General features: G+C 63.3%; 27 protein-coding genes and 1 pseudogene. 17 read left to right on the top strand and 11 right to left on the bottom strand.

What is annotated here, in order from left to right:
* Positions 1 to 7 precede the first annotated feature (7 nt).
* Entirely contained in the window at positions 8 to 691 is a 684-nt protein-coding gene (locus tag AC1DS5_RS17415; RefSeq protein ID WP_477719506.1) for a 50S ribosomal protein L25/general stress protein Ctc, read from the top strand.
* Positions 692 to 834: 143 nt separating this feature from the next.
* Positions 835 to 1449 carry an aminoacyl-tRNA hydrolase gene (pth, locus tag AC1DS5_RS17410; protein WP_477719505.1) on the top strand — a complete coding sequence of 205 codons (615 nt, stop codon included), beginning with the start codon at positions 835 to 837 and terminating at the stop codon, positions 1447 to 1449.
* Positions 1450 to 1600: 151 nt separating this feature from the next.
* On the opposite strand, the gene AC1DS5_RS17405 is transcribed toward pth, so the two are convergent.
* From AC1DS5_RS17405 to AC1DS5_RS17385, 5 genes are all read right to left on the bottom strand, one after another.
* Positions 1601 to 1870, bottom strand: coding sequence for a YfhL family 4Fe-4S dicluster ferredoxin (locus AC1DS5_RS17405; RefSeq protein WP_477719504.1), 270 nt, complete (start codon positions 1868 to 1870; stop codon positions 1601 to 1603).
* 2 nt (positions 1871 to 1872) lie between these two features.
* Positions 1873 to 2391 carry a pantetheine-phosphate adenylyltransferase gene (gene coaD, locus AC1DS5_RS17400; RefSeq protein ID WP_477719503.1) on the bottom strand — a complete coding sequence of 173 codons (519 nt, stop codon included), beginning with the start codon at positions 2389 to 2391 and terminating at the stop codon, positions 1873 to 1875.
* Positions 2392 to 2480: 89 nt separating this feature from the next.
* Positions 2481 to 3134, bottom strand: a complete 654-nt coding sequence (rsmD, locus tag AC1DS5_RS17395) for a 16S rRNA (guanine(966)-N(2))-methyltransferase RsmD (RefSeq protein ID WP_477719502.1) — start codon at positions 3132 to 3134, stop codon at positions 2481 to 2483.
* Positions 3131 to 4591, bottom strand: a complete 1461-nt coding sequence (locus AC1DS5_RS17390) for a M16 family metallopeptidase (protein WP_477719501.1) — start codon at positions 4589 to 4591, stop codon at positions 3131 to 3133. Before AC1DS5_RS17390 ends, rsmD begins: the two co-directional genes overlap by 4 nt.
* A gap of 35 nt (positions 4592 to 4626) precedes the next feature.
* Positions 4627 to 6132, bottom strand: a complete 1506-nt coding sequence (locus AC1DS5_RS17385; RefSeq protein ID WP_477719500.1) for a M16 family metallopeptidase — start codon at positions 6130 to 6132, stop codon at positions 4627 to 4629.
* A 28-nt stretch (positions 6133 to 6160) separates the two neighbouring features.
* On the opposite strand from AC1DS5_RS17385, the gene ftsY reads away from it, so the two are divergent.
* The 3 genes and pseudogenes from ftsY to AC1DS5_RS17370 form a co-directional block, all read left to right on the top strand.
* Positions 6161 to 7294, top strand: coding sequence for a signal recognition particle-docking protein FtsY (gene ftsY / locus AC1DS5_RS17380; RefSeq protein WP_477719499.1), 1134 nt, complete (start codon positions 6161 to 6163; stop codon positions 7292 to 7294).
* Between the two features lie 213 nt (positions 7295 to 7507).
* The gene (locus tag AC1DS5_RS17375; RefSeq protein WP_477719498.1) at positions 7508 to 8146 is read left to right on the top strand and encodes a LysE family translocator; all 639 of its coding nucleotides are present in this window, start codon (positions 7508 to 7510) and stop codon (positions 8144 to 8146) included.
* A 77-nt stretch (positions 8147 to 8223) separates the two neighbouring features.
* Positions 8224 to 8358, top strand: a pseudogene (locus AC1DS5_RS17370) (pseudouridine-5'-phosphate glycosidase); the annotation flags it as partial.
* Between the two features lie 62 nt (positions 8359 to 8420).
* On the opposite strand, the gene AC1DS5_RS17365 reads toward AC1DS5_RS17370, so the two are convergent.
* The 4 genes from AC1DS5_RS17365 to AC1DS5_RS17350 all read right to left on the bottom strand — a co-directional run bounded on the left by AC1DS5_RS17365 (position 8421) and on the right by AC1DS5_RS17350 (position 12299).
* Entirely contained in the window at positions 8421 to 9176 is a 756-nt protein-coding gene (locus AC1DS5_RS17365; protein ID WP_477719497.1) for an SDR family oxidoreductase, read from the bottom strand.
* A 229-nt stretch (positions 9177 to 9405) separates the two neighbouring features.
* Positions 9406 to 9864: a carboxymuconolactone decarboxylase family protein gene (locus tag AC1DS5_RS17360; protein WP_477719496.1), complete on the bottom strand. Its 459-nt coding sequence runs from the start codon at positions 9862 to 9864 to the stop codon at positions 9406 to 9408.
* Between the two features lie 36 nt (positions 9865 to 9900).
* Positions 9901 to 10815, bottom strand: a complete 915-nt coding sequence (locus tag AC1DS5_RS17355; protein WP_477719547.1) for an RNA polymerase sigma-70 factor — start codon at positions 10813 to 10815, stop codon at positions 9901 to 9903.
* Positions 10816 to 11141: 326 nt separating this feature from the next.
* Positions 11142 to 12299, bottom strand: coding sequence for a helix-turn-helix transcriptional regulator (locus AC1DS5_RS17350; RefSeq protein ID WP_477719495.1), 1158 nt, complete (start codon positions 12297 to 12299; stop codon positions 11142 to 11144).
* 364 nt (positions 12300 to 12663) lie between these two features.
* On the opposite strand from AC1DS5_RS17350, the gene AC1DS5_RS17345 reads away from it, so the two are divergent.
* From AC1DS5_RS17345 to AC1DS5_RS17310, 8 genes are all read left to right on the top strand, one after another.
* Positions 12664 to 13071 (top strand): hypothetical protein, encoded by a 408-nt coding sequence (locus AC1DS5_RS17345; RefSeq protein ID WP_477719494.1) that lies wholly within the window; start codon positions 12664 to 12666, stop codon positions 13069 to 13071.
* Positions 13072 to 13225: 154 nt separating this feature from the next.
* Positions 13226 to 13525 carry a hypothetical protein gene (locus AC1DS5_RS17340; RefSeq protein WP_477719493.1) on the top strand — a complete coding sequence of 100 codons (300 nt, stop codon included), beginning with the start codon at positions 13226 to 13228 and terminating at the stop codon, positions 13523 to 13525.
* 366 nt (positions 13526 to 13891) lie between these two features.
* Positions 13892 to 14359 carry an Mpo1 family 2-hydroxy fatty acid dioxygenase gene (locus tag AC1DS5_RS17335; protein ID WP_477719492.1) on the top strand — a complete coding sequence of 156 codons (468 nt, stop codon included), beginning with the start codon at positions 13892 to 13894 and terminating at the stop codon, positions 14357 to 14359.
* Positions 14360 to 14472: 113 nt separating this feature from the next.
* Positions 14473 to 14772, top strand: coding sequence for a hypothetical protein (locus AC1DS5_RS17330; protein WP_477719491.1), 300 nt, complete (start codon positions 14473 to 14475; stop codon positions 14770 to 14772).
* A 344-nt stretch (positions 14773 to 15116) separates the two neighbouring features.
* On the top strand, positions 15117 to 15848 hold the full coding sequence (locus tag AC1DS5_RS17325; RefSeq protein WP_477719490.1) for a GntR family transcriptional regulator: 732 nt from the start codon (positions 15117 to 15119) through the stop codon (positions 15846 to 15848).
* A gap of 38 nt (positions 15849 to 15886) precedes the next feature.
* A complete protein-coding gene (locus AC1DS5_RS17320; RefSeq protein WP_477719489.1) occupies positions 15887 to 16858 on the top strand; it encodes a Bug family tripartite tricarboxylate transporter substrate binding protein in 972 nt (323 codons plus the stop codon).
* A gap of 114 nt (positions 16859 to 16972) precedes the next feature.
* The gene (locus AC1DS5_RS17315; protein ID WP_477719488.1) at positions 16973 to 18364 is read left to right on the top strand and encodes an MmgE/PrpD family protein; all 1392 of its coding nucleotides are present in this window, start codon (positions 16973 to 16975) and stop codon (positions 18362 to 18364) included.
* Positions 18361 to 19359, top strand: a complete 999-nt coding sequence (locus AC1DS5_RS17310) for a D-2-hydroxyacid dehydrogenase family protein (RefSeq protein WP_477719487.1) — start codon at positions 18361 to 18363, stop codon at positions 19357 to 19359. The genes AC1DS5_RS17315 and AC1DS5_RS17310 overlap by 4 nt, the downstream gene beginning before the upstream one ends.
* 44 nt (positions 19360 to 19403) lie before the next feature.
* Here the strand turns inward: AC1DS5_RS17310 and AC1DS5_RS17305 are convergent, their stop codons facing one another.
* A complete protein-coding gene (locus AC1DS5_RS17305; RefSeq protein ID WP_477719486.1) occupies positions 19404 to 20459 on the bottom strand; it encodes a porin in 1056 nt (351 codons plus the stop codon).
* Between the two features lie 235 nt (positions 20460 to 20694).
* Positions 20695 to 21474: a FadR/GntR family transcriptional regulator gene (locus AC1DS5_RS17300; RefSeq protein WP_477719485.1), complete on the bottom strand. Its 780-nt coding sequence runs from the start codon at positions 21472 to 21474 to the stop codon at positions 20695 to 20697.
* A 185-nt stretch (positions 21475 to 21659) separates the two neighbouring features.
* On the opposite strand from AC1DS5_RS17300, the gene AC1DS5_RS17295 reads away from it, so the two are divergent.
* The 4 genes from AC1DS5_RS17295 to AC1DS5_RS17280 are packed head-to-tail and all read left to right on the top strand — an operon-like array spanning position 21660 to position 26449.
* Positions 21660 to 22814 carry a mandelate racemase family protein gene (locus AC1DS5_RS17295; protein ID WP_477719484.1) on the top strand — a complete coding sequence of 385 codons (1155 nt, stop codon included), beginning with the start codon at positions 21660 to 21662 and terminating at the stop codon, positions 22812 to 22814.
* A 57-nt stretch (positions 22815 to 22871) separates the two neighbouring features.
* Positions 22872 to 24479 carry an ABC transporter substrate-binding protein gene (locus AC1DS5_RS17290; protein ID WP_477719483.1) on the top strand — a complete coding sequence of 536 codons (1608 nt, stop codon included), beginning with the start codon at positions 22872 to 22874 and terminating at the stop codon, positions 24477 to 24479.
* A 42-nt stretch (positions 24480 to 24521) separates the two neighbouring features.
* A complete protein-coding gene (locus AC1DS5_RS17285) occupies positions 24522 to 25553 on the top strand; it encodes an ABC transporter permease (RefSeq protein ID WP_477719482.1) in 1032 nt (343 codons plus the stop codon).
* Positions 25550 to 26449: an ABC transporter permease gene (locus AC1DS5_RS17280; protein ID WP_477719481.1), complete on the top strand. Its 900-nt coding sequence runs from the start codon at positions 25550 to 25552 to the stop codon at positions 26447 to 26449. Before AC1DS5_RS17285 ends, AC1DS5_RS17280 begins: the two co-directional genes overlap by 4 nt.
* Positions 26450 to 26459: the final 10 nt, after the last annotated feature.

Below are 26459 nucleotides of genomic sequence, written 5' to 3'. Positions count from 1 at the left end.
GAAGATTATGAAATTCGTCGCTTTTGAGCGCGCAAAGCAGGGCACGGGTGCGAGCCGCCGTCTCCGCATCACCGGCCGCACGCCCGGTATTGTTTACGGTGGCACCGGTGAACCGTCGCTGATCGAACTCGATCACAACGCACTGTGGCACGCCATCAAGAAAGAAGCTTTCCACGCCTCCGTCCTCGAGATGGAAATGGGCGACAAGACCGAGAAGGTTTTGCTGCGCGATCTGCAAATGCACCCGTTCAAGCAACAGGTCCTGCACATCGACTTCCAGCGCGTTGACGCGAGGACCCGCCTGACCATGAAAGTGCCACTGCACTACAGCGGCGAAGAAGAGTCCCCGGCTGTCAAGGTCGAGAACTGCCTGGTCAACCACGTGCTGACCGAGCTGAGCATCTCTTGCCTGCCCAAGGATCTGCCGGAATTCATCGACATCAATCTGAGCGGCCTGAAAAAAGGCACCTCGCTGCACGTCAAGGACATCACGCTGCCCAAAGGCGTGAAGTTCGTCGCCAAAGGCGGCCAGGACAACCCGGTGCTGGTGTCCGTGTCTGCCGTCTCGGAAGAGGCCGAGGCTGATGCCGCTGCCGCAGCGGCGGCTGCCGTGCCTGTGGACCCTAAAGCAGCCAAGGCTGCTGCCGCCAAAGAAGCCAAGGCTGGCGCCAAACCTGCTGCCAAGAAGTAATTCCCAGCCAGCGGTATTGGCCTGAAAAGGTCAGCGGCCCTTGTCCTCCCCGGAGGCCAAGGGCCGTTTTTCTTGAGGGCCACGCTCTGCTGCACCGATAATCCCGGTTGCGGGCCGCACCGCTTTCTCCCCTTACACACAGCATGATCAAACTCTTTGTTGGCCTGGGCAACCCGGGCGCCGAATACGAGGCTACGCGCCACAATGCCGGCTTCTGGTGGATAGACGCGCTCTCGCGCGAATTGAAGGCGCCGCTCAGCCTGGACAAGAGTTACCACGGCCAGGTCGCGCGCACCACCCTGAACGGGAAAACCGTGTGGCTGCTCAAGCCCCTGACCTTCATGAACGTCTCGGGCAAATCCGTGGCCGCGCTGGCCCGGTTTTTCAAGATCTCGCCCGAAGAGGTGCTGGTGGCGCACGACGAACTCGACATCGTGCCCGGGCAGGTCAAGCTCAAGTTTGGCGGCAGCCACGCGGGCCATAACGGCCTGCGCGACATTCATGCCCAGCTCGGCACCGACGACTACTGGCGCCTGCGCATCGGGGTGGGGCACCCGGGCGTGAAGGCCGAGGTCATCAACTGGGTGCTGAAAAAACCATCGCAGGAACACCGCGTGTCCATTGAAGAATGCATTGACCGCGCCCTCAAAGCCGTGCCAGCCCTGCTGGCAGGCGAGATGGAAAAAGCCACCATGCTGATTCACACCAGCCAGCCACCACGGCCCAAGCCACCGCGCAAGACTGACCCGGAAGACTGAGCGTCACGCTGAGCATCACGGGGAAGTAGCTATTATTTTGATAGCTGATACCTAATAGCTGATTCCTGATAACGGCCGCGTTTTAACCGCTCAAGGCAGGTTTTGCTGATGATCCGGCGCGCTTTCCCGCGCTGCCCGGCAATCGCCTGAACTACCGGGCCACCACTACCGGAATGACGGCCTGCAGGCGCTGGTACTTTTGCCAAAGCGTTTCCCGGGTTTCAACATGCTGCGGATTGACCGGGATGCAGGCCACCGGGCAGACCTGCACGCACTGTGGTTCGTCAAAATGACCAACGCATTCCGTGCATTTGTGCGGGTCGATTTCGTAGATTTCCTTGCCCAGGTAAATCGCCTGGTTGGGACATTCAGGCTCGCACACGTCGCAGTTGATGCACTCGTCGGTAATCATCAAGGCCATGTTCAGCCTCCTTTCGATCCAGCCGCATGCGCAGCACCCAGCGCCGCTGCCACCGCCGGACTCACCATCTGGCGGACATCACCGCCCAGCTTGCTGATCTCGCGCACCAGCGTGCTGCTGATGCATTGCAGCGCCGCATCGGGCAGCAAAAAGACGGTTTCCACCTGCGGCTGGAGCTTGCGGTTCATGGCGCCCATTTGCGCTTCGTAATCAAAATCCGTCACGTTGCGAACGCCCCGCACCACGGCGCAGGCGCTGTGCGCAACGCAAAAATCCATGATCAGCCCCTCAAAGGCCAGCACCCTCACGCCGACGATGTCGCGGGTGGCCGCCTGTACCTGCTCCACACGGTCCTGCAGCGAGAACAGGGTCTTCTTGTGGTGGGCCGCCGCGACCGCAATGATGAGCCGGTCAAACAGCTTGCCGGCACGGCGCACCACGTCGTCATGGCCGAGCGTGAAAGGGTCAAACGTGCCGGAATAAACAGCAATGCGTGGCGTTGGCGGCGGGGTGGCGGGCATGGGGGAATTATGCCCCGCCGGCCTCGGGCGCGGGTAACCCCAAGCCGAACAGGGCCGCAGCCGCCCTGCCCTGGCGGCCAGCCGGCGCCTCAACTGTCGATGCGCACCAGCAAATGGAAATGCACCGCACCCGCCTTGCCGCTGCGGTGTACCCGCAGGCCCAGCGGCTGCAGTTCCTCATCGAGCCAGTGCCGGGGTGCCTCCAGGTAGACAAGGCCGGTAGGCCCCAACACCTGCACGGCGGCTTTCAGCGCGGGCTCAAACAGTTCGGACTCAAACGGCGGGTCCAGCAGCACCAGCTGCATGCTGGCCGCGGGCAGCCGCCGCAGCAGGCCCACGCCGTCGCCTCGCTCGATCCGCACCATGCCGGCCTGCAATTGCGTTTGCAGGGCCTTGAGCCGCAACACCAGCCCGAGGTCCTGCTCGCACAGCAGCACATCTGTCGCGCCTCGCGAGGCCGCTTCAAATCCCAGTACGCCGGTGCCGGCAAACACATCAACGCAGCGCCAGCCGGTCAGGTCCTGGCCCAGCCAGTTAAACAGGGTTTCGCGCACGCGATCGGGGGTGGGACGCAGGCCGGGCTTGTCGGGCACCGGAAGTTTGGTGCGTTTGTACTGCCCACCAATGATGCGAATTTCGCCAGGAGGTTTGGCTTTGCGCGCTACCACCTTGCCCGACCTGGCGGGCTTTTTTTCAGTTTTCTTTTCAGTTTTCTTTTCAGTTGCCAGTGCGGTGTATTTCATGGCGCGGCTCCCAGAATCACGGTAATCATCTTTTCGGGTTGTAATTTGCGGGCAAAAGCCGCCTTGATGTCGGCCACCGTCACCTTGTCGACCTGCTGCGTCCAGGTATCCAGGTAATCGAGCGGAAGGTTGTTCCAGGCGATGCTGGCAATGTTGTCGAGCAGTTTGCGGTTGCTGTCAATGCGCAGCGCGAAGCCGCCGATCAGATTGGCCTTGGCGGCCTGAAGTTCGGCCTCGGTAGGCCCGTTGGCCACGAAGTCATTCACCACCTGGCGCACGATTTGCACGGCCTGCGCGGCCTGATCGGGCCGGGTTTGCAGGCCCACGGTGAAACTGCCGGCATGCAGGCCGGGCGAGAAGTAGCTGGAGACCCCGTAGGTCAGGCCGCGCTTTTCCCGCACCTCGCTGGACAGGCGCGACACGAAGCCGCCACCGCCCAGGATGTAATTCCCCACGGTCAGCGCGAAATAGTCCGGGTCGGCCCGCTTGAAGCCGGGCTGGCCGATCAGAACATGGGCCTGTGCCGAATCGAAGGGAATGCGCTTCTCCTGCGCCTCGGCCAGCGGCGCCACTTCGGCCACAACCAGTGCAGGCGGCAGGCTGGCGCAGGGCACTTGCGGCAGGCGCGCGAGCAGCCGCGCGGCGATGGCATCCGCCTGCGCCCGCGTGACGGCGCCCACCATGCTGATGCGCGCGCGGCAGGCCACCACGCCGGCCGCGTGGGCCGCCCGCATGTCAGCCACGCTGATGCTGGCCAGACTGGCTTCCGTCACCTGGTAGCCGTAGGGGTGGCTGCCATACACCGCCTGGGCATAGGCGCGGCCAATCACGCTGGCGGGGCGGGTGTAGGACTCCTTGAGCCCCGCCTGCATGCGCTGGCGCTCACGCTGCCAGATCGCCTCGGGGAAAGACGGCTCGGCAATTTCGCGTGCAGCGAGTGCCACGGCCTTGTCCAGCAGCTCGGGCTCGGTCAGCGAGCGCAGTGAAAATCCCATGCGATCCGAACTGGCGCCGGCCCCGAATTGCGCGCCCAGATCAGCCCAGGCTTCGCTCAGCGCGTTTTCGTCCATGGGCGGTTCAAAGGCCCCCACGCTGGCCACTGCGTGTGCGCCGCTGCCCCCCGAGGGCGCGCTCGCGCCTTGGGACGGCCTTGCGGCGCGAGTGTCATTCCCGCGCACACCCTTGTCCAGCATGCCCGCCGTCACACCGGCCAGCCCCGCCTTGTCAGGCGGGTCGCGCCGGCTGCCGGCGTCGAAATCAATCTGCACATCCACCATCGCAATGGCCGGGCTTTCCACCAGGTAGACCCTGGCACCGCTGGGCTGGGTCCAGTGCTGGACGGGAATGGCGGCCAGCACGCCGGACTGACAGCAAAGCGCCAGCAAGCCTGCCGCCCCCGATAAAAGGATGCGGGGGACCCTGGTCCTGGCAGCGGTTTTTAGAGTGGCAATCATCATGGCAACAATCGTATTTTTTCGGTTCGTGGCCAGACTCAATGCCGGGTGCCGGCAGCCGGGCCGCGCGGCTGCCGGCGCCGGGAGTTCGGGTCCACGGGCTGCGGCAGCAGGACGGCGCTGGTCAGTTGCTCGTCGCCGAAATATTTGGCTGCCACGGCCTGCACTTCACCACGGCTGACGGTACGCAGCCTGGCGATCAGGCGCGTTGCGGCATCCAGCGGAAAGCCCTGCATCCAGTTGGAGCCGAGCTCGCGCGCCTGGCTGAACACCGAGTCGAGCTTGTAGGTTTCGCTGGCAACCCACTGGGTCTTGACGCGCTGCAGTTCTGCCTCGCTGACACCGTCGCGCGCAATGAGGGCCACCTGCTGGCGCAAGGCGTCCGCCACCTGCGCGGTGGTTTTGCCTTCTGCAGGGACGCCATCGAGGGTGAACAGCTGCGGCCCGCGGCCCAGCAGGCCATTGGATGCGCCCGCACTGTCGGCCACGCGCCCTTCGCCCTGCACGAGCGCCCGATCCAGGCGCGCACCACTGTAACCGTCCAGAATCGCGGCCAGCACGGTCAGGGCCAGCGCATCCCGGCCGGCCGCAGGCGGGGGCGCCGGTGCAGGCAATGCGGCGCCGGCCGGGTCCGCCAGATCCGCCGCCTCGAGCTTGGGCACCTTGAAGACCAGGTTGACATAGGCCTGGCTCGCGGGGGCCTTGAAGTCCAGGCGCCGCATGCCGGCCTGCTCGGGCTCACCGCGCGGTTTGCGCACGGGCACCGGGCGCGCCGGAATGCCGCCGTAGTATTTTTCGGCCAGCCGACGGACCTGGGCCACCTCCACATCACCGGCCACCACGACGGCCGCATTGGCCGGCACATACCAGCGCCGGTAAAAATCACGCACATCGGCCGGGGTCATGGCGTCCAGATCGCTCATCCACCCCACGATGGGGCGGCGATAAGGGGAAGCCATGAAGGTGATGGCCGTCGCCTGCTCCAGCAGCATCGCGCGCGGCGACTCCTCGGTGCGCAGGCGGCGTTCCTCCTTGATCACCTCGATCTCGCGCGTGAACTCGTCGTCCGGCCACTGGTTGCCGGCAAAACGGTCGGCTTCCAGCCGCATCACATCTTCAAGTTTCTCCGCGGGAATCTGCTGGTGGTAGCCGGTGCCGTCGCGGCTGGTGAACGCATTGTCACGCCCGCCCAGCGCCGCCACCCGCCTGGAAAATTCGCCGGGCTTCACCGTGGCCGTGCCCTTGAACATCATGTGCTCCACCGCATGAGCGACGCCCGAGGTGCCATCCACTTCGTCCATGGACCCGACGCGCACCCAGAGCATGTGCGCAACGGTAGGCGCGCGGTGGTCCGGCTTGACAATGACCGTCAGGCCGTTGGCCAGCGTGAATTGCTCCACAGCCGGGGCTTGCGTCTGCGCACAGGCTGCCGTGCTGACGCAGGCGGCCAGTACAACGGGCAGGAAAGACGCGGAAATCAGGGAAACAATGCGCTGGGGGAGGGGTACTGAAAGCTTCAAAAGGGCTGGCCCGGGGGGTTTCATAGAATGGTGCGACTCACAAGCATACCCAATGTTCAGTTTTTTCAAGAAAAAATCCCCTCCCCCCGCACCGCCTGCGCCCCAGGCATCCCCTGCGGCTACCGCGACCCCAGCCGATCCCGCCCCCGCGCTGCCCACGGCCCCGCTCAACCAGCCCGGCAGCACGGGCGGGCTGATTGGCAGCGCGCTGGTCACGCCGATTGCCATTCCTGTGCCCGATGCCGTGGCGCCGGAGCGCCAGCGCTGGCTCAGCAAGCTTCAGGCGGGCCTGCGTAAAACCGGCTCCAGCATTTCCACCGTTTTTACCGGCAGCCGCATTGACGACGAGCTGTACGAGGACCTTGAAACCGCCCTGCTGATGGCCGATGCCGGCGTGAAGGCCACGGAATACCTGCTCGCCGAAGTCAAGCGCCGGGTCAAGGATGGCGGCATGACACACCCTGTCGCGGTTAAAAACGCGCTGGTCGACGCACTGGCGCAACTGCTCAAGCCGCTGGAACAAGCCCTGGTGATCGGGAAATACCAGCCCACGGTGATCATGGTCACAGGCGTCAATGGCGCAGGCAAAACCACCTCGATCGGCAAGCTCACGCGTCACCTGGCCGCTGAAGGTGCCTCGGTGCTGCTGGCGGCTGCCGACACCTTTCGTGCGGCGGCGCGCGAGCAGCTCAGCATCTGGGCCGACCGCAACACGGTAGAAATCATCAGCCAGGCAGGCGGCGACCCGGCGGCTGTGAGCTTTGACGCCGTGAGCGCCGGCAAGGCGCGCGGCAAGGATGTGGTGCTAGTCGACACGGCGGGCCGCCTGCCGACACAGCTGCACCTGATGGAAGAGCTACGCAAGATCAAGCGTGTGGTGCAAAAAGCTGACACCACCGCGCCGCATGAAGTGCTACTGGTGATTGACGGCAACACGGGCCAGAACGCCTTGAGCCAGGTCAAGGCCTTTGACGAAGCGTTGCAGCTCACCGGCCTGGTCGTGACCAAGCTGGACGGCACGGCCAAGGGCGGTGTACTGGCCGCCATCGCACTGTGGGCCCGGGAGCGCCAGGGGGTCCACCCCGACCTGCGCCCGGTGCCGGTTTACTTTATTGGCGTGGGTGAAAAGCTGGAAGACCTGGAAACCTTCAGCGCCAGGGAGTTTGCACAGGCGCTGCTGAGTTAAAGGCATTTCATGGCCAGCGACAGCTAAAAAATCAAACGGATCAAGCTGATCAAACGGATCAAACCGGCCATTTACAGACCACCAGTGGCTGGCCCGACGGGCCCGTAGCAGCCACTCTTGCCGCGCATGTCCGACCTTGTGACCCGGCCAGAGGATTCTTTACAAGCAGCGATGGCGCGGCGACACTTGTTGCTCCAAGAATCTGGAGTTCCTATGCTTCCTGACACCCCGTTGCTCCTGGCTTTCGTGGGCGCCAGCCTGGTGCTGGCTCTCACGCCCGGCCCCGCCGTCGTCTATATCGTGGCCCGCACTCTGGCACAGGGGCGCTCCTGCGGTCTCGCTTCCGTGCTGGGCGTGGCACTGGGCAACCTCTCCAACGCCGTGGGCGCCGCGCTCGGGCTGGCTGCTTTGTTCGCTGTTTCATCGGTCGCCTTCACCGTGGTGAAATGGGCCGGTGCCGCCTACCTCGTGTACCTCGGCATTCGGATGTGGCGGGCGATGCCGGCCATCGCAAATGCGGCGTTGCAGGCACCGGTGCAGCCCCTGCGGCGTGTCTTTCGCGACGGCTTCATGGTGGCGCTATTGAACCCGAAAACCACCTTGTTTTTTGCCGCCTTTCTGCCGCAGTTCATGGACGCGCACGCCAGCCCGCTGATGCAGACCCTGGCGCTCGGTGGGGTCTTCATCGGTATCGCCGGCTGCACCGACCTCATCTACGTGCTGACCGCAAGCCTCGTCGCACCGCGCCTGCACCGGGCGGCCCGGCACGCCGTCTGGGGCAACCGGCTCGCGGGTACATCCTTCATCGCCTTGGGTGTGCTCACGGCCATGGGCACGCGTCCCACGCGCTAGCCATTGCTACGTCGCCGATGCGGTCTCGCCGTTCGAACGCGAAGATACCTGCCTGGGAGAAGCCCCCGGTCGCGGCGCTGCACGAACACGATGCCCGTTCCTGGCCGATCCGCAGCGCGCCTGTGGCGGCTGCACAGGCCGCCGGCCGACCGCTCGTGGCGCTGGAATCGACCATCATCGCTCACGGCATGCCCTACCCAGAGAAGGTTCGGATGGGTCCAGGAATCACCATGTGCGAACCTGGCTTTCTCGTCGAGAAAATCCGATCTCCGATCTATTTCGCGGCCGCGTTGTTTGCCAGCCAGCTTTCCAGCGAGGTCGTGCCGATCCGCGCATGGGCGCCGGGCGTCAAGGACTTGTCATCGAGGCGCGTTCCAAAATACAGCGCGTCGTCATCCCTGACGACTTCTCGCGGGTCCTGGCTGGCTTGCAAGGTGCGTCGCAGCAGCTCGTCGAGACGGAATGACTGGGGCCCTGCGATTTCACAGGTGTCGTTCAGCGGTGCCTCGGTGGCAACCTTCGCCAGCGCGGCAGCGACATCATCAGCCGCTATCGGCTGCAACCGGGCCGACGACGCACGCACCGTCTGGTCCTGGGTGCTCACATAGGCAATGGATTCCAGGAACTCGAAGAATTGGGTGGCCCGGACAATCGTGTACGGCACCGTGGAGCCCTTGATGATTGACTCCTGGGCCACCTTGGCACGGAAGTAGCCGCTTTCGGGCACGCGCTCGGATCCCACAACCGACAGCGCCACATGATGGCGCACGCCCGCGGCGAGTTCGGTGGCGAGCAGGTTCCGGGTCGACGACTTGAAGAAATTCATCACCGCCTCGTCTTCGAACGACGGCGAGTTGGACACGTCAACCACGACCTCCGCACCGGCCAGCGCCTGGGAGAGTCCTTCTCCCGTCACCGCGTTGACGCCCGACGACGGCGATGCCGCCACCACTTCATGCCCGGCCTGCTGAAGCAAGGCCGCAAGTTTCTTGCCGATGAGGCCACTGCCTCCGATGATCACAACTTTCATGTCAAGTCCTTCATTACGTGGGGGAAATTAAAGACGGCGGCGCCCTGCAACCATCCATACAACACAAGACGTTTGACGATGACGGCTTGTGACAGCGCGGGGTGAAATCTGCTGTGCCCATCGCTGAAGAAAGCCATCGTTCCTTGCATACTGGATGTCGTTCAGCGAGCGAAGAACAAAGCATCGCTCCGGGTCGATGGGTTTGTCCTTCCGTTCAGAGGGTGGGCGCTCATTGGATGGGCTTTTCAAGCACCGGAACCTGCATGCCGATGGCCATGCGATTCCAGGTGTTGATCTGTGCGATCGTCCAGCAGAGCTCGACGATCTCCTGGTCACTGAACTGGCTCTTCAGTGCGTCGAAGTCGGCATCCCGGCTGCCGTGGTACTCGACCAGCCGGGTCGTGGTCTCGGCCCAGTTCAGCGCGGCGCGCTCTCGCTGGCTGTACAGGCCGGTTTCACGCCAGGTCGACAGGCTATTGATGCGCTGCCAGGTCTCGCCATGCTTGCGCAGATCGCGCGCATGCATGTCCAGGCAGAAGGCGCAGCCATTGAGCTGGGACACGCGCGTCTGCACGAGTTCCATCAGGACGGGGCCGAGCGAAGACTTGGCGGTGGTGGCGCTGACGCCGGCCATGGCCTGGTAGGCCTTGGGAGAGATGTCGGTCCAGTGGAGGCGGGGCTCGTTCATGGTTTTACCTTTGAGTCATGGTTGGGATACACATGCTCAAGACGTTTGAGAGGGCTGACTTGTGACATTGAGATCGCGGCCCAATGCCTGGGCGATGCGGGCGAGCTTGTCCGGGTTGCGCTGCGCGTGAATGCGCACGATGCGCTCCCCATCCGTTTCGAGCGTCTGCGCCGACTCCAGGGCGCCATCGATGAAGCGCAGCAAGCCCCATTGACCGTTGAGCACAGCCACTTCGAATCGGACCAGGCCGGGGTAGCGAAGGCTGGTGGCGAGATACAGCTGTGCGATGCGCTGCCCGCCCACCAGCGGCACCCCAAAGCTGGGCACCTTGCCGCCGCCATCGCCGATCAGCTGCGCGTCGTCGGCGAGCATGGTTTTGAGCGCGGCGAACTCGCCGCGCACGGCGGCATCAGCGAACCCCCGCAGCAGCCGCAGCTGGGTCTCTCGAGGGACGGTGTACCGCGGCCGCTGGTCCTGTAGCTGCACCTTGGCGCGGTGAACAAGCTGCCTGCAGGCGGGCTCGGTCTTGCCCAGGGCCTCGGCCACTTCACCATAGTCGGCATCGAACACTTCGCGCAGCAAATAGGCCGCACGGGCCTCGGGAGCAAGGCGCTCCAGCAGTGCGAGGAAGGCCACCGAGACGTCGTCGGCTCGCTCCAGCACCTGCTCCGGCGAGACGGGGGAATCGGAGAGCAGGGGCTCCGGCAGCCATGTGCCGACATAGTGCTCGCGCTGGACCTTGGCTGTGCGCAGTCTGTCGATGGCCAGTCGCGTGGTGATGGAAACGAGCCAGGCCTCCGTGTTGTCCAGACGATCCTGGTCGGCCTCGTGCCATCGCAGCCACGCATCCTGGACGACTTCTTCGGCCTCGGCCGAGGAGCCCAGCATGCGGTAGGCAATACCCTGCAAGCGAGGGCGGAGGCGGTTGAATGTGTCGGTGGCGTCGTTCATAGCTACCCAGACGTTTGACACCACCGTTTTGTGACAGCGACGCCATTTCAGGTGCGAGTCGAAAAGACCCCTTTTTTACGCTCTCCTGCCGGTCTGTGCAATGGCAGCATGGGTCAGCCATCTCGCGGCGCCGGCAGCGGGCACAAGGTGCGGTCCTCTCGCCCGGTCACTGCGCGACCTGCTTTACGTGGGTCTGCATATCCCGTTGTGGGTCGCGGTGCGTGGTATCTGTTTTTGCGTAGCACGCAATAAAGGTGGGCCAAGTAGACGCCTTGAGCCGGGCCGCAGGTCGACTGTGCAGCCCGTTGAGGCCAGACTCCCTGGACTCAATGGGCAGTCGTTGACAGGGTACGAATCGGCGGCGCCGAGTTATGCAGCAGGCGCAGGAGGTCGGCCTGCCTGGACGTGCCTGTCTTGGAGAACATGTGCTTCAGGTGGGTGCGAATAGTCGACTCGCCGATGCCGAGTATGTCGGCCACCTCCATGCCGCCCAGCCCCTGGGAAAGCGCCAGCAGCACGCGCAGTTCGCCGCCAGTGAGCCCGTGCAGCCTGGCGAAGGCCTCACCCGGCATGAGTGGCGCCTGAACGGGATCCTGCGTGAACACTGCGACCGATGCCGCAAACGGTGCAAGAATGCCGCGGCGCTGGCCGCTCTCAATCGGCAGAAGGGTCGCAACGTAGCCGCCGCCGACTCTGTCTGGAATCGCCACGGAATGTTTGCTCATACCCATTTCGGCGTCGTCGCGCGCCGCCTCTTCAATCGCCTTCGACAGTGCAGCGCGAGCCGCAGAATCGGTGGGAGAAATCCGATTGTTGACGAGACGAATCGAATTGCCGGTTTTGATCTGGCGTTCGGCAGCCTGGTTCATATAAACGACATGACCATCGCGCGCCGTGAGGAAAACACCGGCAACAAGTCCATCCAGCGTCTTTTCCAGCATCTCCGACCTGAGCGCCCTGATATCGAGCACATCGGAGATGGCGAGTGCACGGCATACATGCGGAGAAAGAAGCTTGAACAGACTGACATCACGCTGCTGGAAATGCGGGGCCGTCTCGCTCCGGGAGGCATGCATGGAAGCCATGCGCCCTCCGGTCCGCAACGCGGGAAACCAGATCATGTCCAGTAGTCCAAACGGCTTTAGCACCTCTCGAAAGAACCGGCTTTCGAGCAACTGGTAACGCTCCATGGAGAGGGCGCTGACGTCGCCGATATTCGAGACGACATCCGCAACGGCCATGGGACTTTCCGCGTAGTGACTTCCCAACTTGCCCAGGAATTCTGGCTGATATCCGAATACGAACAGCTGGTCATTTTGCACATGCCGCAGATCATGAACGCATATTCCGCCCGCTGTGCTTTCGCAGAGATCTGCAACCTTTCGGCAAGTGGCCGGCCAGCGCTGCGGATCGAGCGCACAGTCATAGATTGCACCTATCAGGTCGGATAGCTCCTGAGCGGAAACCCCCTCCAGGCCGATCACGGAGAAACCTTCCTGTGTCGAGGATGTCGAGGAGCCATGCCATGAACCTTTCGTGAGGATGCTGCCCGCGCTTGCGTGCAGAGCAGGCTTTCGGGCGCCGTCGGGCCCGTGAGAAACCTGCACCTTTTCTTTTGATGCTGCATTGACCGTAACAGAAAAAGGTCGCCAGCGCCATGGTCATATTTCCGCTCGCAATAGCGGCAGCCGAAGCAGCCGAATCATCGCTTCCGATGACGCGGCGGCTCAGGTGATTGCCTACGCTCACAACCTGACCAGGACGCCTTGTGCGCATCGCGGCAATGCCAATGCCGCATTCACGAGGTGCGAACGGCTTTACCGCAACACTTCGCCCTAGGAGCTGCATATGACAACCAAATCAATCCCGGCTGCTGCCACGGCCATGACAATCGGTGGCAACTACGCCGGTAACGTGGCGTCGGTGAAGGTGCTGGGCGTGTATTTGACAGCTAGCCCGCTCGTCGCGGCGCTCTTGCTGGGCGGCGCGGCGTTCGGTGCATTGTCCAGCGCAGCGGCCAACGAGAAGGCGGCAGCGACCACCATTGACGGCAGGCGTCTGCAAATCGAAGCGTTGACCGCCCGTGTCAAAAAGCTCAACGACGACATGCAGGCCACGGGCAACGAGGGCGACAAGGCCGCTCTAAGTGCCAACGCATCGCGCGTGCAGGGTCAGATTGACAGACTCAAGGCGGACGTCGGCGCTGCACAGTCGCTGCTAGCGGCAGCCCTGGACGGCACCCGGCGACAGCAGTAGCTGCATCATCGCTTCCGATGACGCGGCGGCTCCGGTGATTGCCTAAGCTCTCAACCTGACCAGGATGCACTGTGCGCATCGCGGCGGCAATGCCAATACCGCATTCACGAGGTGCGAACGGCTTCACCATGACACTTCTTACCAGGAGCTGCATATGACGAAGAAACCCCATGCCGGAGACGGCGAACGGCAGCGCCGGCTTATCGCTTCCATCGCGCTGAGAACTGGCGGCTTGATCGGCGCCGTGATTCTCGGCGGACTGTTCGTTGCCTCCTGCAGTTCAGGCGTGACCGACGTTGGCACAACCGTAGCTGCCCCGACCAGTGCTGAGACCAAAATATATGCCGCAACGCTGTTGCTCCTTGAACGGCTCGATCACACGGTGGTGAATCAACACAGCACCGCGCACGACTCCGACTTGCCCGGAGCGTCCATCGCCGCCTACGGGATGTAGTGCGCGCCATTGCCAATGGGCAGCCACCTGGGCCGGGCATGGCTGCGTGGCCCGTTTCCCGCACCCACTTCCAGCGTTGTTGCGATCACTCGGGCAGAGACGGATGCTCGGCTACATAAGTCCAATAGCGGTAGTGCTCGACTGGATTGGGAACCATTGCTTGTCCAGCGTCAAGAAGTCAAAAATTGAATGGCATTCGTCATGAGCTTTCATGAGCTCAACCCAGCACTTCACGGGCGGCACGGGCGACTGGGCGGGCTTGCCTTCACCGGGAGAAAAACACCTGAGCCCGGTGTGCCTTCAGCGACTTGCACAAACGGGTGCGTGGTTTAAAGTCTGAAAACACCTGCCAACCGGAGCGCCTTCATGACAAGCACCACCAACCCTGCTGAATCTGCAGCTACCCAGCCGCGCCGGGTAGACCAGTTGCTCGCCCACTATGGCGAGAGCCACCAGAATCCGCGCAACGAGGTGATCCACTTCATCGCCATTCCCTTGATCATGCTGAGCCTCGTCGGCATGCTGTTTGCGCTGCATCCCTATGTGGCTTATGCCTTCATTGCCGCAAGCATGGTGTATTACGCGCGGCTTTCGGTGGTGTTTCTCCTTACCATGGTGCTGTGGTCGCTGGCAACCCTTGCGCTGGTGTTGGCCATGGGGACGCAGGTGTTGCAGATTTCCATCGCCATCTTCGTAGGGGCTTGGGTTCTGCAATTTATCGGCCATAAAATAGAAGGGAAAAAACCCTCTTTTTTCGAGGATATTCAATATCTCTGGGTTGGCCCGCTGTTTGTGCTGAGCAAGCTGTTCGGCAAGCTGGGCATACACTGGTGAGGGCCGTGTTTCAGTCCCACCGTGCTACCCCCTCCCGCGCTGCGCGCATGACTTGAAAACGGCAGCTTCGCCTTCACCTCATGCTTTCTGTTTGCGGGTTTAAAGGATTTCGCGTGCCCAGTCTAGTCAGCCAAATTTTGCGTTTTTTCCTGAAACTGGCCCTGGGCCTGTTTGCAGCCATCTTCGCCGTCAGCCTATTGCTGGCAGCCTTGATCGTTGTGGCCCTGAGCCTGCTCAAATCGCTGGTCACGGGTCGCAAACCCTCGCCCGCCATGGTGTTTGGCCGCTTTCAGCGGTTTTCTCCGCAGGGCATGTGGCCCGGCGGTGCTGCCCGCGACGGTGCTGCGAGGCCCGCAGACGATGTAGTGGACGTCGAGGCGCGTGAAATTCGCGGTGACAGACGCCTGCCCTGAGTGCAGCGTCGGGGCCTTCTTTACGGTTTTTAGGGCTTTAAGGGCCCACCACCAACGCCATCCCACCCCTGCCCAGATTCAGGGTTGAGGAGGGTCGAGGCGTTTTTTCGCGGCATTACCTGGCAAGGGCTGCGCATCTGGTCCTCACGGCGTTCGGCACCTCGCTGCCATGCCACCAGAAGCCGAGTCCCGCACGGCGACTGTCCCACTCCTCCTTATCTCCCTCCCCGTCCCTGCCTCGCTTTCAGGCAGCGAATGAAACAGCCGGAGGAGAACGATTTGCCGGAAACTCCTGACTTGGCTGATTTTCGTATACGATATAATGAATCCAACTAATTGCCACCATGCTTCCCTGGTTCACCGAATCTTCTGCCGACCGCTTCAATGACGTCCGCGACACCTCGCTGGCGAAGCTGGTGCGCGACGACATGCTGGCGCTGATTCTCAAGGGTGTGCTCGCACCGGGCCAGCGCATCAATGAGCCCGATGTGGCCAGCCGGCTGCAGGTATCGCGGGTGCCGGTGCGCGAGGCCTTGCGCGAGCTGGAAAGCTCGGGGCTGGTCGTGTCGCGCAAACACTCGGGCGTCTTTGTTCGCCAGCTCGATGCGGCTGAAATTCGTGACCTGTACCAGATGCGCGGACTGCTGGATGGCTTTGCCGGGCGCTGCGCCGCCGGCCTGGCCACCGAAAAACGCGAGAACCTGCTGGCGCTGCTGACGGCTTCGGTCGACACCATGCGGGAGGCCGCCGGGCAGCACGACGTGCAGCGCTACTACGCCGAAAACCTCCGTTTTCATTGGGCCATTGTGGAAGCTTCCGGCAATCGGCAGCTGTCCGAGACTTACCGCGGCATCGTGCAGAAGCTGCATCTGTCGCGCCTGAAAAATCTGTCACAGAACGTGGGCGTGCAGGCTTCGATTGCCGAACACGTCGAGATCGTGCAGGCCCTGCGCGACGCCGATGCCGCGCGCTGCGAGGCGCTGATGGCGCGCCACGTGGGCGATGCCTACATACGCCTGGTTGACGCTGAGCCGCCCAAAGCCATCCAACCAACTAGCCAAATAAAAACCAAATAGCCCCCTGATTTTTAATCGCCACCCGGAGACGCCCCCCCATGAAACGACGCACCCTATTGCAGGCCGCCCCTGCCCTGATCTACGCCCCCAGCCTGGCACTGGCCCAGACGGCCTACCCGTCCAAACCCATCCGCTACATCGTTCCGGTGGCGGCCGGCGGCGGCAGCGACCTGGTTGGCCGCACCGTCACCGAGCGCTGGGGCAAGGTGCTCAACCAGAGTTTCATCGTTGACAACCAGGGCGGCGGCGGCGGCGTCATTGCCTGCCAGACCACGGCACGCTCCGTGCCCGACGGCTACACACTCATGCAGGGTTATGTCGCGACCCACGGCACCAGCCCCGCCACGCGCAAGCTGCCTTACGACCCGATCAAGGACTTCACGCCCATCGGCATGATTGGCGCCACCCCCAATGTGCTGGTGGTGAACAACAGCCTGCCGGTTAAAAACGTCAAGGAACTCATCGAGTACCTGAAGAAGAACCCCGGCAAGGTGAGCTATGGCTCGGCAGGACCCGGCTCGCTGACGCACCTGACGGCCGAGCTCTTCAAACAGGCCAGCAATTCCTTCATGGTGCACATCCCCTACCGCGGCATCGCACCGGCCATCACCGACCTGATCGGCGGGCAAACCCAGGTCATGTTCCCGGGGCTCGCCGCCGCGCTGCCTTACCTGAAGGGCGAACGCATGAGGGCGCTTGCCGTGACCGGAAGAAAGCGCCACCCCTTGCTCAAGGACGTCCCCACCCTGGAAGAGTCGGGTTTCAAGGGCTTCGATGCCATCCAGTGGTACGGCGTGGTTGGCCCGGCGAAGATGCCCGAAGCCATCGTGAAAACCCTGAGCACATCGCTGGCGCAGGTGCTGGCACAACCCGAGATGAAGGTAAAACTCTCCACCGAAGCCATTGAGCTGGTGCAGATGACGCCCGAGTTTTTCGGCTCTTTCATGCAAATCGACATTGCCCGCTGGACCAGGCTCGCCAAGGAGAGGAACATCCAGCTGGACAGCTAACGCCTTGCCCCTTCCGTGCGTCTGTGCCGCTCCTTTGCGGCGCAGGCCGACCCGCCACATACCGCCGCATCCGGCATCAACAACATTTGCAGGAACACCTGCACCAAGAGATTTATGGCCCGCAATACCCAGGTCGCCGCCGACCACAACGCTCCTCCCGTCACGCAAATCCTCGCGCAGTTCGTTGCCACCCATCCGTCACGCGGATGGAGCGATGCGGTGGACCACGAAGCGCACCGCACCTTCATGAACTGGCTGGGCTGCGCCGTGGGTGCGGCCCACCATGAAGCCGCCGATGCGGCACTGGCCGCCGTGAGGCTGCTGCAGCCCGCCGCGCAGGCGAGCGTGCTGGGCCGGACCGAAAAGGTCGACATGGGCAGCGCAGCGCTGCTCAACGGCATCACCTCGCACACCTTTGACTTCGACGACACCCACCTCAAAACCATCATCCACCCCGCCGGCCCGGTAGCCTCTGCCGTGCTGGCGCTGGCCGAGCACACGGGCAGCTCGGGCCGCGAGGTGATCGACGCGCTGGTGCTGGGCATAGACGTGTCCTGCCGCGTCGGCAACGCCATGTACCCCGAGCATTACGACCGCGGCTGGCACATCACCGGCTCCACCGGCACGCTGGGCGCCGCGGCGGCCTGCGCGCGCCTGCTCAAGCTGGATGTGCAGAAGACCGCGATGGCGCTGGGTATTGCGGCCTCGCAGCCCGTCGGCATGCGCGAACAGTTTGGCACCATGACCAAGCCCTTTCACCCCGGCGGCGCCGCACGCGCCGGACTGATGTCTGCCTTGCTGGCCAGCCAGGGCTTCACTGCCAGCCCCAAGGCCCTTGAGGCGCCGCGCGGCATGATGCAGACCGTCTCGACCAAGAACGACTGGAACGAGATCACCCATGAGCTGGGCCAACGTTTCGAGATTTCGTTCAACAGCTACAAGCCCTTTGCCTGCGGCATCGTGATTCACCCCAGCATTGATGCCTGCGCCCAATTGCGCGAAAGATTTTCCAAAGAAGGCGTCACCGCCGAGCAGATCGAGCGTATCGAGCTCAAGGTGCACTCGCTGGTGCTGGAACTCACCGGCAAAAAAGAACCCGCCGACGGCCTGCAGGCCAAGTTCAGCGTCTACCACGGCTGTGCCGCCGGGCTGACTTTTGGCCGCGCGGCTGAAGAGGAGTTCTCCGACGAGATCGTCAACCGCGCCGACATGGTGGCGCTGCGCCGCAAGGTGGTTGCCACGGTCGACGACTCCATTGATGAGGCCAGCGCCGACGTGACGGCGGTACTCAAGGATGGCCGCCGCGTGCATGTGTTTGTCGAGCACGCGATTGGCTCGCTGCAAAATCCGATGACGGACGTTCTGCTGGAAGCGAAATTCCAGGACCTGTCTGACCCGATCCTGGGCGCAGGCCGGACCAGCGAACTGATCAACGCCTGCTGGACTCTGGGCACCCAGGCCAGCGTGGCCGCCGTCATTGCACTCGCCACGCCGGAAAGCCGATGACCGCACCGGCACACGCCAGGCCAAAAATCGTCATCGTCGGCGATGCCGAGCAGGCACTGCGCCGGCTTGGCGACTGGCGCAAGATTGATGCGCAAGCCGATGTGATGGTGCACCACCTGCCGCTGCGCGGCGAGGCCCTGATTAACGCACTGAAAGATGCCGACGCCGTGGTGCTCGTACGGGACCGCACGCCGTTTGACGCCACGCTGGTGGCCAGGCTGCCCAAATTGCGCTACCTGGTGTTTACCGGCACACGCAACACCACCCTCGACCTGGCCGCGCTGGCAGCGCGCGACATTCCCGTCAGCCACACCGAATGGGGCCCGTCCAAAGACAGCACCTGCGAGATGACCTGGTCGCTGATCCTGGCCGCCACGCGCCAGCTCGAACAACAAACCGCCCTGCTGCGCCGCGGCCAGTGGCGCGCGGACAAGCCCGAGCCCCTGGCGGGCGTGCTGCATGGCCAGACGCTGGGCCTGATCGGCCTGGGAGAAATCGGCGGGCGCGTGGCCAAGGTCGGCCAGGCGCTGGGCATGAAGGTCATCACCTGGAGCCCGCGCATGACGCCCGAGCGCGCCGCGCAGCACGGCGCCAGCGCGGTCACGCTGGAAGAACTGCTGAGCAGTGCCAAAGTCGTCAGCCTGCACCTCGTGCCAACGCCGGCGACGCACCACCTGCTGAATGCACAGCGGCTGAAACTGATGCAGCCTGGCAGCCTGCTCGTCAACACCTCGCGCTCGGCGCTGGTGGATGCCGCGGCGCTGGTCCAGGCGCTTGAGCAGGGGCAGCCCGGCTTTGCCGCGCTGGATGTGTTTGATGTGGAACCGCTGCCGATGGACGATGCGCTGCGCCGGCTGCCCAATGTGCTGCTCACGCCCCATCTCGGTTTTGTCACGGAGCCGGTGTACCAGCGATTTGCAACCGGGGTCACGGAATGCCTGCAGGCCTGGCTGAACCGCCAGCCGCTGGTCCGATTGATGGGTGACGTTGCCTGAGGCCAGCAGCGCCACCCTGGATACTATTAAATCAAATCAGGGGCCTAAAAGCGGTGCGTTATTCCCGCACCTAGCCGTGCAGAGTCCAGCGTGGTGCTGCCATCTGCGCGTTCAGCCTTGAGCTTGCGGTACGCGGTGTACAAACGTGTGCGCTTTGACAAGTCATAGGTGCCCATCAGGCTCAGCCCATGGGCATCCACGACTTTGCGGTCAGCGGCGTTTTTGGTCACTGCGCTGGCGTAGCCTACCGCAACGGTCGCAGCGCCGAAGGGCGCGTCCAGGCCGACCTCCCACTCGTTCGATTTTTGATGCCCGGCGATCCGTTCGTCGGTTTGCCGCTGCAGGGCGCCGACAAACCTGACAGGGCCAAAGTCATAGTTGCCGGCGATCAGATGGAACTTGTTGCTGCCGGTTGTGTACCTTTCGGTCTGGTAGGCGTAACCGATGCGGGCAGGGCCCGCTTCGTACTTGACATGTGCACCCATCGTGCGCGGCCCACTGGTGGCCGTGGCCGCGCCTTCGTCAGCACTCAGGCTGACCGAGCCACTGAACGCACCCAGCATCGGCGTGGCGTAATACAGGGTGTTGTTTCCGCGGGCCAGGTAGTCGCTGCCGGTGACGGCGGCCAGGCCGTTTGCCGCGGTGGTCCCGGCACCCCAGACCTGCCCGGTTGAGGCAAAGCCCGAAGAATCATAGAGATGGTTGGTGGAGCCACGCAATGCGTCGAAAGCACCCAGCATGCGGCCCAAACGCAGCTCGCCGAACGCGCCCGTCAGGCCGACGTAGGCTGTGCGGTTAAAGCCAATGTCGGAACCCGACACCTTGGTGATCGTGCCAGTGTCAATGCTGATGGCTTGTTCAAGCACAAAGTTGGCGCGAAGGCCACCACCAAGATCTTCCGAGCCCCGCAAGCCCCAGCGACTGGCTTGGGCGCCACCGCTTTCAATCGCGCCAGTGGTCCCTGCCGGGGCGGCCCCGACCTTGTTTCTGGTTTGGCCCACCCAAGCGTCGACGATGCCGTACAAGGTCACGCTGGATTGGGCCGTGGCCGCACTGGCGAAAGTGCCGAGAATAAGCGCGGCGAGTAAGGGTTGCTTCATGAAACGGATCCTTGGAGAGTTAAGCGGGATTTTTGATGAATTTAACGTCAGTCGTCAGACGACTGATCAGATGGTACAAATTCACCGACCGCAAAACATCCGTAAAAACCCTTGACTGATGATTTCAGCGCGACTCGCCGACTGTTTTCGCCGCGTGGCGCGTCACGCGCAGGCAGCCTGGCGCCAAGACACAACAAAACCAAAACAGTCGATGCAACCGATCCGGCGAATACCTTCAGTCCGCCGCGACGGTGCTACGCAGGCGCTCGCGACTGTTGCTCAGGTGCATGAACATCGCGGCGCGTGCTGCAGCCGCGTCTCCACGGTGAATGGCGTCATAGATAGCCTCATGCTCGCGCTGCGTGATTGCCTTGCCACTCTCCAGCATGGGCTGCGCTTCACCAAAACGCGCTGCGGGCACGGGTTTGCCGACGCCCGGCTCAGTCGCCTCCTGCTGCGCATCATGCAAGTGGCGCGGAATCGTCGCGTTGCCCAAACTGCGCAGCACCTCCTCGAAGTACTCGTTGCCCGTGGCAGCAGCGATTTGCGCATGGAACTGGAAGTCGTATTCGGTGGTGCTGGCACCCGCGCGGCGCTGGGCGTCGAACGCATCCAGAGCCGCCCGCATCGCAACCAGGTGCTCGTCGCGGCGGCGCACCGCAGCCAGGCTGGCGGCCTCGGACTCCAGGCTGATACGCAGTTCGAGCATGGCCAGTTTCTGGCGCACCTGCACGTTGCGCGAACCGATCGACAGAAGCGGCTCGACCGTCGGCGACACCAGCACAAAGGTACCCACACCCTGCCGCGTCTCGACCAGACCGCTGGCCTGGAGCCGGGACATCGCCTCGCGCACCACGGTCCGACTCACCCCGAATTCACGCATCAGCACGGGCTCGGGCGGAACACGGTCACCAGGCTTCAATGCCCCGCCATGGATGCGCTCAAAAACGCCATCCACCACACGCTGCGGCTGGCTCTTGGCCCGTGCGGGATGCTCTTGTAATGGGGTGCTCATGGCGTCCTGAGAGTGATGGCTAGCCATCCACTATACAGTGGCTTGGCATCCCACCTGACGACTGATGTCAAATCACGACCCCCACAAAAATCCGCCTAAATTTAGGGTTTACACCAACACAACTCGTCTGACGTGTTATCTAAAATTCAATGAAGTCTGACGACTGATGATTTAGAAAGACATCCATGAAAATTGAAAATGTGCGCGGCACCGAATTCACCTATCCCACCCACCGCTCGGCAGACAGTGCCGGTCACTCCCACCCCGGTCCCGAGGGCTTGGGCAAGATGGCCCTGCTCACCATCACCACCGATGAAGGCCATTGTGGTTATGCCTTTGCGCCGCCCGAAGTCATTCGTCCCCATGTGCTGGAAGCCTTTGTACGCAAGGTGGTGGTGGGACAGAACCCGTTTCAACGCGAACAGCTGTGGCAGTCGCTGGAGCACTGGCAGCGCGGTAGCGCCGGGCAATTGACCGACCGTGCGCTGGCTGCCGTCGACCAGGCGCTGTGGGATCTGGCCGGTCGCGCATTGGGGCAGCCGGTGTACCGGCTGATCGGCGGCTACCGCGACAAGGTGCCCGCCTACGGCAGCACCATGTGCGGCGACGAATTGAAAGGCGGACTGTCCACGCCCGACGAATACGCCCGCTTTGCCGAAAAACTGGTGGCACGCGGCTACAAGGCCATCAAGCTGCACACCTGGATGCCGCCGGTATCCTTTGCGCCCGACCCCGGCATGGACATCAAGGCCTGCGCTGCCGTGCGCGAGGCCGTTGGCCCCCACATTCCGCTGATGCTGGACGGCTACCACAACTACAGCCGCACCGATGCCTTGACGATTGGCCGCGCGCTGGAGAAACTCAACTTCACCTGGTTCGAGGAAATGATGAACGAGCAGAGCATGGCGTCCTATGCCTGGCTGGCTTCCCAGCTCGACATCCCTATCGTCGGGCCGGAAAGCCTGTCAGGCAAGCACCACAGCCGGGCCGACTGGGTCATGGCCGGGGCCTGCGACATCCTGCGCGCCGGGGTACCGGGCGTTGGCGGTATTTCGCCTACGCTGAAAGTGGCGCACCTGGCCGAGGCTTTTGGCATGAACTGCGAGGTACACGGCAACGGAGCCGCCAACCTGGCCGTATGCGCCGCCATCAAAAACTGCCGCTGGTATGAACGCGGGCTGCTACATCCCTTTCTGGACTATGACGAGGTACCCGCCTACCTGAACAAGCTGGCCGACCCGATGGATGCCAACGGCGACGTGCACCTGTCTCAGCTGCCGGGCCTGGGCGAAGATATCAATTTCGCCTACATCGAAGCCCATACCCGCCTGAACTATTAAGGCTTATTAAGGCGATTACGCCGCAGCCTTTGCCGATCCACCTTGAGGAGACACCCCATGAAACATTCGAAGCTGCTGCGCAAGTGCGCATTAGCCCTGGCACTGTGCGCGCTGGGCGCAGCGGCCCAGGCCAAAACCCCGGACGACCAGCTGGTGATCGGGTTCAGCATGAACAACCTGCTGTCACTCGACCCGGCAGCCGCCACGGGCAACGATGTGGTGGAAATAGCCGCCAACCTGTACGACTACCTGATTGAGCTGGACCCGCAGAACACCAGCAAGATGTTGCCGGGCCTGGCCGAGAGCTGGAAGGTATCGCCCGACGGGCGCAGCATCAGCCTGGTGCTGCGCAAGGGGGTCAAGTTCCAGTCGGGCAATGTGCTGACGGCGGAGGACGCCGCCTGGTCGCTGCAGCGGGTGCTCAAACTCAATCTGGCAATGGCTTCGCCCTGGAAAAGTTATGGCTTTTCAGCCCAGAATGTGGACAAGGCCATCCGCGCCACCGATGCCCAGACGCTCGTGATCGACCTGCCCGAGGCGACCGACCCGAAGATGGTGCTCTACACCCTGGCCACCTCGGTCAGCGCCGTGGTGCTGGACCGCAAGAAGGTTCTGGAGAACGATAAAAACGGTGACCTGGGGGCCGCCTGGCTGACCACCCATGCGGCCGGCTCCGGCGCCTTCGCGCTGGCCGAATGGCGCGCCAAAGACACCTTGCTGATGAACCGCTTTGATGGCTATTGGCGCGGCCCGGCCAAGCTCAAGCGCGTCATCATGCGGCATATGACCGAGTCGCAGTCGCTGCGCCTGATGGTGGATCGGGGCGACCTGGACGTGGCTTCGGGCATGTCGGTGCCCGACGTCGAGGCCATGAAGAAAAACGCCGATGTGGTGGTACAACCGGTGCGGCGCGGCACACTGTATTACGTGGCCGTCAGCATGAAAGACCCGAAATTTGCCGACAAACGCGTGCGCCTGGCAATCCGCAACCTGATTGACTACGACGGCATCAATGCCACCGTGATGCCCAACTACGGCGTGGCGCACCAGCGCCCGGTGCAGATGGGCCTGGCCGCGACGCTGCCCAGCCCGGGCTACAAGCTGGATGTGGCCACCGCGAAAAAGCTGCTGGCAGAAGCGGGCTATCCGAACGGATTCAAGACCACCATTCGCGTGCTGGCGGACCCGCCCTTTATTAACATCGCCACCAGCCTGCAGGCCACCCTGGCCAAAGCCGGTATCGAGGCCAGCGTGCTCTCGGGCACCGGCAACCAGGTATACGGTGCCATGCGTGAGCGCAATTTCGAAATCCTGGTGGGGCGCGGCGGCGGTGGGGTCGAGCCACATCCGCACTCCAGCCTGCGCGCCCTGGCCTACAACCCCGACAACAGCGATGCCGCCAAGCTCACCAACTTCCAGGGCTGGCGCACTTCTTTCTTCAACCCGGAATTGAACCAGTTGATCGAAAAAGCCGAGGTGCAGCTTGACGAGACCAAACAGACGGCGACCTACCAGGAGGCCCAAAAACTGTACGACACCCAGGTAGGCGCCATCCAGCCGGTGTCGCAAATGGTGGACACCGTGGTGCTGCGCAAGGACGTGCGCAACTACCAGGGCCATCCATCAGCCACCACCCGGCTGCGCGATGTCTTCAAGCAACGCTGATTCCGAAGCGCCACCGTTTTACCTCTGCATGGAGAACTTCCCTTGTCCTCACCCTTGACCACCCCCGCTCTGTGGGCCCTGGGCCAGCGCCTGCTGAGCGTGCTGCTGACCCTGCTGGGCCTGCTGCTGCTGACCTTTGTGATCGGCCGCGTGATGCCGCTGGACCCGGTGCTGTCCATCGTCGGGCCCGACGCCGACCGCTCCACCTACGACCAGGTGTTTTTGCAACTGGGTCTGGACCGGCCGCTGCCGGTGCAGTTTGCCTACTACCTGCGCGACCTGCTGCAAGGCAACCTGGGCAACGCCTTGCTGACCGGGCACACGGTCACCGAAGACCTGGCCCGCGTGCTGCCCGCCACGGTGGAACTGGCCACCGCCGCCATCCTGCTGGGGACCGGCCTGGGTATTCCGCTGGGCGTGTATGCCGCCACCCAGCGGGGCCGCCTGGCCGACCATGTGGTGCGGGTCATCAGCCTGTTTGGCTATTCCACCCCGGTGTTCTGGTTCGGCATGATGGGCTTGCTGGTGTTTTACGCCTGGCTGGGCTGGGCCGGTGGTGCAGGCCGGGTCGACCTGGCGTTTGACGGGCTGGTGGCCCCGCGCAGCGGCCTGCTGCTGATCGACGCGGCGCTGGCCGGCGAATGGGAAGTGTTTCGCAGCGCCATCAAGCACGTCACGCTGCCGGCCTGCATTCTGGGCCTGCACTCGATGGCCTACATCAGCCGCATGACACGCAGCTTCATGCTGGCCCAGCTGTCGCAGGAATACATCACTACGGCCCGCGTCAAGGGCCTGCCTGAGCGCAGCGTGGTCTGGCACCACGCCTTCCGCAACATCCTGGTCCAGCTGCTGACGATTGTGGCCCTGGCTTACGGCGGCCTGCTGGAAGGCGCGGTATTGATCGAAACCGTCTTTGCCTGGCCAGGCTTTGGCCAATACCTGACCAGCAGCCTGCTGCTGGGTGACATGAACGCCGTCATGGGCTGCGTGCTGGTGGTGGGAATCATCTTCGTCACGCTGAACCTGCTCTCTGATGCCCTGTACCACGTCTTTGACCCGAGAACACGCGGATGACTTCCCATACCCTGACCCCCATGTTCAGCGACACCCCGCAATCCACCGCCCAGGCGCTGCACCACAGCCTGCGCCAGGGCCTGCTGCGGCTGCTGCACAACCCCATGACGGTAGCCGGCCTGCTGGTGGTGCTGATGCTGCTGCTCGTGGCCTTGCTCGCGCCCTGGATCGCCCCGCACAGTCCGCTCGACCAGAATCTGGCCCAGTCGCTCAAAGCCCCTTCCGCCGCCCACTGGTTTGGCACCGATGAATACGGCCGCGACGTGTTCAGCCGCCTGGTGCATGGCTCGCGCATCTCGCTCTACATCATTGCCCTGGTGACGGTGATCGTCGGTCCGGTGGGTCTGGCGGTGGGCAGCATGTCGGGCTACTTTGGCGGCTGGGTCGACAACCTCTTCATGCGCATCACCGACATCTTCATCTCCTTCCCCAGCCTGGTCCTGGCGCTGGCCTTTGTGGCGGCCCTGGGGCCGGGGCTGGACCACGCGGTCATTGCGATTGCGCTGACTGCATGGCCACCGATTGCACGGCTGGCACGGGCCGAAACCCTGTCCCTGCGCCATGCCGATTTTGTAGTGGCGGCCCAGTTGCAGGGCGCATCTTCCACCCGCATTCTGGTGCGCTACATCGCGCCTATGCTGCTGTCGTCCGTGGTGGTGCGCCTGACCATGAACATGGCCAGCGTGATCCTGACCGCCGCCGGCCTGGGCTTTCTGGGCCTGGGCGCGCAGCCGCCGCTTCCCGAATGGGGCGCGATGATTTCATCCGGCAGGCGCTACATGATGGAGTGCTGGTGGCTCGTCGCCATGCCGGGTGCCGCCATCATGCTGGTGAGCCTGGCCTTCAACCTGTTGGGCGATGGCTTGCGCGATGTGCTCGACCCCCGCAACGAATGAGGACACCCGC

Source organism: Polaromonas sp. P4_H1 (genome assembly GCF_056400945.1).
Note: the sequence above shows the minus strand (reverse complement) of the source record. Positions and strands in the feature narration are given on the sequence as shown.